This is a genomic window from Sporosarcina sp. NCCP-2331 (assembly GCF_023707945.1).
GTDB classification, from domain to species: domain Bacteria; phylum Bacillota; class Bacilli; order Bacillales_A; family Planococcaceae; genus Sporosarcina; species Sporosarcina cascadiensis.
On sequence record NZ_BRCD01000070.1, the window covers coordinates 1 to 1,783 of the forward strand.

Below are 1,783 nucleotides of genomic sequence, written 5' to 3' on the forward strand. Positions count from 1 at the left end.
ATAAAAAAAACTTGCCACCCCCTGAATTCTGCGGATAATTGAGGTTACCAGACACCCAACATCCCAGAATAGGAAGTGACAAGTTGTACCCTCAATTATTAGCTTATTTACTTCAATATATCAAGTATCAACATACAATTATTATTACATTACTTACCATAGTGCTTGGAAGGGCTGTCGGAAGTGTGCGGTCCGATGAGCCTGTTGACAAGCCTTATCAAAAACTTCAGGTTGATGAACTACCCGTTCTGGAGAAACTCGAAAAACTGTCCTTTCAGGACTTGTTAGAGGAGTACTTGGAAAAACACGGTAAACCACTCAAACCTGTTCGACGGCATAGGACTGGTAAAGTGAACGTTCCTGATAAGCTGTGTTGTCCACGGTGTGATGCCCCAGCCGGCTATCTGTATGCGAACAATGGTGACAAAGGACAATTCCAATGTAAAGTATGTGCGTGCCTCTTCAATAAACAAAGCCGGTATCTGAAGGAAGCCACCCTGAAATGTCCCCACTGCTTGAAAACACTTGAGAAAGTGAAAGAACGAAAAGATTTCAACGTTTTCAAATGTAAGAACAACGACTGTTCCTTTTACCAAAAGAAGTTAAGACAGATGACGCAACCGGAAAAGAAACGGTTCAAGGAAGATCCCCAGGCCTTCAAAGTCCGGTATATCTACCGTCAGTTTCAGTTCGATTTCAAGCCGTTGGCAGCCGCGTCACCAGTGAAACCTAAGGTAGATCTCTCTAGAGTCTACGTATCTTCGCACACACTAGGACTCATCCTTACTTACCACGTCAACTATGGCATCTCGGCACGAAAGACGGCAGCACTGATGAGAGACGTTCACAATGTGCATATTTCTCATCAAAGCGTGCTGAACTACATGAACAGCGTAGCGTTGACAGTGAAGCCATTCGTGGATCATTTCCCGTACGAGCTGTCTGATCAGTTCTGTGGCGATGAAACCTATATCCGTGTGAATGGGCGTTGGCATTACATCTTCTTCTTTTTCGATGCCGTTAAAAAGGTGATTCTGTCCTATCGGACATCTCCAAACCGGGACACCTTATCGGCCATTCGCGCTTTGGATGATATGTTCAAGAAGATGAAGTCCATTCCAGAGAATTTGAACATCGTGGTGGACGGAAACCCTATCTACCTGTTAGCCCAACAATTCTTCGCGCAGCACCATATTCATTTCGATGTGACACGTGTAATTGGGCTGACAAACGAAGACCCTGTGTCAACTGAATATCGTCCATTAAAGCAGATCATCGAGCGCTTGAACCGTACATTTAAAGGGAACTACCGCGCCACCCATGGCTTTGGTTCCGAAGAGGGCTCGGTTTCACACGTGACGTTGTTTGTCGCGTACTTCAACTTCCTCCGTCCTCATTCATCCTTGGAAGGCCGGGTACCTGTGATAGTCCCAGAGTTGAAGGAAATGCCCCACATGCCCGCTCGCTGGACGAAGCTGATTGAACTATCGCAACAGTGGCTGACCGAGAACGCCAGCTGACTTTTTGTTTAGCTGAGCCCTTGGGAACATCGTGGATCGAGCAATCGGCGTAGCGAACTCTTGACAAACCGAACGGAGAAAAAGGTTAAAATTGGTTAAAGTCAAGGGCTATTTAGCATGTCTTCTTTTTGTCCCCTTCGCCCTTGGTGAACATACCGCAACCTTTTTCGACTGTTTGTCAAGAGCGATTGCGGCACATGTCCGACCGCCCAATCAACGGGCGAGGATTGAAGTCAGGTTTTCATAGAAGTTTTGACACTACC

At 46.2% G+C, this 1,783-nt stretch carries 1 protein-coding gene; it reads left to right on the plus strand.

Features of this window, described 5'->3' with window-relative positions; genetic code table 11:
* Positions 1-83 precede the first annotated feature (83 nt).
* Positions 84-1,520, plus strand: a complete 1,437-nt coding sequence (locus tag NCCP2331_RS18195) for a DDE-type integrase/transposase/recombinase (RefSeq protein ID WP_251672114.1) — start codon at positions 84-86, stop codon at positions 1,518-1,520.
* Positions 1,521-1,783 lie beyond the last annotated feature (263 nt).